The organism is Rhodococcus sp. (in: high G+C Gram-positive bacteria) (assembly GCF_049286785.1).
Lineage (GTDB): Bacteria > Actinomycetota > Actinomycetes > Mycobacteriales > Mycobacteriaceae > Rhodococcus_F.
In genome coordinates, this window is sequence record NZ_JBAQEO010000440.1 from 1 (window position 1) to 5,025 (window position 5,025).

4 protein-coding genes are annotated in these 5,025 nt (G+C 65.6%); all 4 read left to right on the forward strand.

Features of this window, described 5'->3' with window-relative positions:
- On the forward strand, positions 1-851 hold an 851-nt coding region (locus tag WAW17_RS16070; protein ID WP_422333943.1), incomplete at its 5' end, for an acyl-ACP desaturase.
- Positions 852-929: 78 nt separating this feature from the next.
- On the forward strand, positions 930-2,072 hold the full coding sequence (gene dusB / locus WAW17_RS16075; RefSeq protein ID WP_422333944.1) for a tRNA dihydrouridine synthase DusB: 1,143 nt from the start codon (positions 930-932) through the stop codon (positions 2,070-2,072).
- 116 nt (positions 2,073-2,188) lie between these two features.
- Entirely contained in the window at positions 2,189-4,204 is a 2,016-nt protein-coding gene (locus tag WAW17_RS16080) for an LCP family protein (RefSeq protein WP_422333945.1), read from the forward strand.
- Between the two features lie 81 nt (positions 4,205-4,285).
- On the forward strand, positions 4,286-4,987 hold the full coding sequence (gene phoU / locus WAW17_RS16085) for a phosphate signaling complex protein PhoU (protein WP_422333946.1): 702 nt from the start codon (positions 4,286-4,288) through the stop codon (positions 4,985-4,987).
- Positions 4,988-5,025 lie beyond the last annotated feature (38 nt).

The window sequence follows — 5,025 nt, forward strand, 5'->3', positions numbered from 1 at the left end:
ACTACATCCCGTGGGACGAAGGGCGCAACTTCGCCGCCATGGGCGGCGTCGACTGGGACATCGAGCAGTCGCAGCTGGACGAGGTCGCGCGGGCCGCCATGATCACCAACCTCCTCACCGAGGACAACCTGCCCTCGTATCACCGCGAAATCGCCGAGAACTTCTCGCAGGACGGAGCGTGGGGAACCTGGGTCGGCCGCTGGACCGCCGAGGAGAACCGACACGGTATCGTGATGCGCGACTACCTCGTCGTGACCCGTGCCGTCGATCCCGTCGAGCTCGAGCGTTTCCGTATGGAGCACATGACCAACGGATTCGCCACCCCGTCCGATGTCGACGCAGGGTTTCTCCATTCGGTCGCGTACGTGACGTTCCAGGAGCTCGCCACCCGCGTCAGCCACCGCAACACCGGCAAGGCATGCAAGGACCCCATCGCGGACAAGATGCTGCAGCGCATCGCCGCCGACGAGAACCTGCACATGATCTTCTACCGAAACATGTGTGGCGCGGCTCTGGATCTCGCGCCCGACCAGGCACTCGAAGCCGTCAACCTGATCGTCCAGAACTTCCAGATGCCCGGCGCCGGCATGCCGAACTTCCGTCGCAACGGCGTTCTGATGGCCAAGCACGGCATCTACGACCTGCGTCAGCACCTCGAAGAGGTCGTAATGCCGGTGCTGCGCAAGTGGAACATTTTCGAGCGCACCGACTTCACCGCGAGGGGCGAGGAGATCCGCGAGAGTCTCGGCAAGTTCCTCGAAAACCTCGAGGGCCAGGCCACCAAGTTCGAAGAGCAGCGCGATCGCATGCTCGCCCGTGAGGCCAAGAAGCGCGAGCAGAAGGCTTCCTAGCCACAACAGCTATCCTGTGCCCGGTACCGGATTCGGTACCGGGCACACCTTTTTCTCGCAATTTCTCAGAGGTCGTCTATGTCATCCCTTCGTATCGGATCACTCGAGCTGCGCAGCCCCGTGGTACTGGCACCCATGGCCGGTATCACCAATGTCGCGTTCCGCACCCTGTGCCGTGAGCTCGAAACCGAACGTGCGGGCAGCACCTCCGGCCTTTACGTCTGCGAGATGGTCACCGCGCGTGCCCTCGTCGAACGTCAACCCGCGACGTTGCACATGACCACGTTCGGACCCACCGAGTCCCCGCGGTCCCTGCAGCTGTACACCGTCGACCCCGACACCACCTACGCTGCGGCGAAGTTGATCGTCGACGAGAACATGGCCGATCACATCGACATGAACTTCGGGTGTCCCGTACCCAAGGTGACCCGCAAGGGTGGCGGCGCGGCCCTGCCCTACAAGCGGACCCTGTTCGGTCGTATCGTCGCGGCGGCCGTGAAGGCCACCGAGGGCACCGACATTCCGGTCACCGTCAAGTTCCGGGTCGGTATCGACGCCCAGCACCACACCCATCTCGACGCCGGCCGCATCGCCGCCGCGGAGGGCGCCGCCGCCGTCGCCCTGCACGCGCGGACCGCCGCCCAGCGGTATTCCGGGACCGCCGACTGGAACGAGATCGCCCGGCTGAAAGAGCACGTGACGGATGTGCCGGTACTCGGAAACGGCGACATCTTCGCCGCCGAGGACGCCGCCCGCATGATGGCGGAGACCGGGTGCGACGGCGTCGTCGTGGGACGCGGATGCCTGGGCAGGCCGTGGCTGTTCGCGGAACTCAGTGCGGCCCTGAACGGAAACCCGCAACCCACGCCGCCCACGCTCGGTGAGGTGGCCACCATCATCCGGCGGCACGCCGAACTGCTTGCAGCGCACCATGGCGAGGACAAAGGCCTGCGCGAACTGCGCAAGCACGTGTCCTGGTACCTCCGCGGCTTCCCCGCCGGCCCCGAATTACGGGTGTCGATGGCGCTGGTGAGCACTCTCACCGAACTCGATGATCTGCTCGCCCGGCTCGACCCGTCGATTCCCTTCCCCGAGGACGCCGAAGGCCCGCGTGGTCGGCAGGGTTCACCCGGCACCGTCGCCCTTCCCGAAGGCTGGCTCGACGACCCCGAAGACTGCCTCGTACCCGCCGGAGCCGACATGATGCATTCGGGCGGCTAGCAGCAAAGACGCGGGCCACGCCACTTTCGGGTGTGGAGCCGTGACGACTACTAAGTAGTATTGCTGAAATTCCGTCGGGTCTGACGGACGTCCGGCGGAGAAGGCAGGTTGTATCGGTGGGTGATGATCACACTTCGGACTCGCCTGCGCCCGAGTCCCGCGCACCATGGGAACGACCGCTCGCCGATCGCAGTTACCGAGAAGCGCACTCGGGAGGCCAACACCGTGTGCCGCCGCCGCAGTCCCCGGTCGAACGCCCCGCAGAACGCAGGACGCCCCAACCGCCGGGTCCATCGGGCACGCGGGCATCAGACAGATCCGAACCGTCACGGCACGACAGCGGCCGGATCGGACACCGATCTGCCGGTCCGACGGAATCACTCTCCGTCGCCGACCTGGTGAAGAAGGTGTCTGTAGACAACAAGAGCGTCACGGACGACCCCGAGAAGACAGAGATCATCCCCCCGGTCGACGAGCGGCAGCCGCCTCCCGGACCTACTCCCCGGCGGACTCCCGTTCCGCCCGCGCCGAAGGACGCCGCAGAGTCCGGATGGACCCAGGATTCCGCCGAGACCACGGTCGCCCCTCAGGTGGTCGGCACACCGGGCCGGACTCGGCTCGCACTGAGCAAGACACGACGGCGCAGGCGTCTCCGCGCAGCAGGGCGCGCATTCGTGGCGTTGGCAGCAGTGATCGCTCTGGCCGCCACCGGCATCGTCTGGGGTTACCTTCGTTCCACCGAGAACAGGTTCGCGCAAATCGCAGCCCTCGACACCGAGTCGACGGACATCGTCGACGCCGGTGGTCAGACAGGCGACGAGACTTATCTGATCGTCGGCACCGACACCCGCGCCGGAGCGAGCGGCGAGGTGGGCGCCGGAACAGTCGAAGACGCGGAAGGCGCCCGCGCCGACACGGTGATGCTCGTCAATATTCCAGCCGACCGCAGCCGGGTGGTGGCGGTGTCGTTCCCGCGTGACCTCGACGTCGAGCGTCCTGTCTGCCGGGGTTGGGACAACGACACAGGCACATATACCGAAGAGACCTATCCGGCTGCCGACGGCGACAAACTCAACGCCACCTATGCGCTCGGTGGACCGAAGTGCCTGGTCAAGGTGATCCAGAAGTTGTCCGGGCTCAAGATCGGTCACTTCGTCGGCATGGACTTCGCCGGATTCGAGTCGATGGTCAACGAGATCGGCGGCGTGGAGGTCTGCACCACGCAACCACTCGAGGACTACATCCTCGGCACCGTGCTGGCGCAGGCCGGAACACAAACCCTGGACGGAAAGACCGCACTCAACTATGTGCGCGCCCGGCACGTCGAAGCCGAGGGTAACGGTGACTACGGCCGCATCAACCGCCAGCAGCGATTCCTCTCCGCCCTACTGCGGGGCGCGCTGTCCGGCCAGGTGCTGCTCAATCCTGGGAAGCTCAACGGGTTCATCAACGCCTTCACCCGCGAGACGTTCGTGGAGAACATCGACACGAAGTCGCTGGTCACCCTCGGACGCTCGCTGCAGAACGTCGATGCAGGCGCCGTGACATTCCTGACCGTACCCACCGCCGGAACCACGGACTGGGGAAACGAGATACCCCGCACCGATGACATCGAGGCCATCTTCCGGGCCATCATCGACGATGCCCCGCTACCCGGAGAGAAGCGGGCAGAACCGGTAGCGGGATCGACGCCCCCACCGGCACCCGAGGCGCCTCGGTCGCTTCCTGCGGTCGACCCGTCGAGTGTGTCCTTGCAGGTGTCGAATGCTTCCGGGGTATCGGGGCTGGCAGCAACTACGGCGGATGCGCTCGCCGCAGCAGGGTTCCAGATCTACAGCGTCGGCAACTACACGGGCACCAGCACCGAAACGGTGGTCCGATTCTCGCCCGGGGAAGAGGCCGAGGCAGCCACCGCTGCCTCGACGATTCCGGGGGCGATACTCGAGTCGACCTCGGGACTCGGCGCTGTCATCGAGGTGGTGATCGGCTCGGACTTCGATGGCACCGTGAACACACCCAGTCCCGTCGACACCCTCCTCGACGTTTCCGATGTTCGGGCGGGCGAGGCCGAGGCCATCGAGATCCCCAAAGACCTGGCAGTGGTGAATGCGGGCGATACGTCCTGCGAATGAACGCGGATCCGCCGCGTCATTCACCCGGCGTTCACCTCGGCATCGTGACTTGGACTTACACGCGCCGTAGGCTGTGACTTCATGCGCGTGGCTTACAACGAACAAATGACCGAACTGGCCGACCTTCTCGGTGAGATGGCAGGGCTGGTGGGCACCGCCATGGAGAAGGCAACACAGTCGCTGCTCCAGGCCGATCTCTCCCTCGCGGAGCAGGTGATCGAAGAACACGACAGGATCACCGAACTGAGCGTTCTGTGCGAGGAGAGGGCATTCGCACTCCTCGCTCTGCAGGCCCCCGTGGCCGGCGACCTCCGTTCCGTCGTCAGTGGCATCCAGATAGTCGCCGACATCGACCGCATGGGCGCTCTGGCTCTCCACGTCGCCAAGATCGCGCGCCGACGCCACCCCAACCACGTCCTCCCCGAAGAGGTCAACGGCTACTTCGCGGAAATGGGGCGCATCGCCGTCTCCATCGGGGCGGCCGCGCGCGAGGTCCTCGAAACTCGCGACCCCGAGCGTGCCGCCCGGCTGCGTGACGAGGACGAGGCGATGGACGACCTGCATCGCCACCTGTTCACCGTCCTGATGGACCGTGAGTGGAAGCACGGAGTGGCGGCGGCAGTGGATGTCACCCTGCTGGGACGCTTCTACGAGCGCTTCGCCGACCATGCCGTCGAGGTGGGCCGCCGCGTGATCTTCCTCGTCACCGGCAAGCTGCCCGAGGAGGAACCCGAGAACGTCCGGGCCAAGGTCGACCAGCTCACCACCTATCCCGAAAAATAGAGCCTTCAGCGCGACAGGACGCCCGCACGCTCACAGCG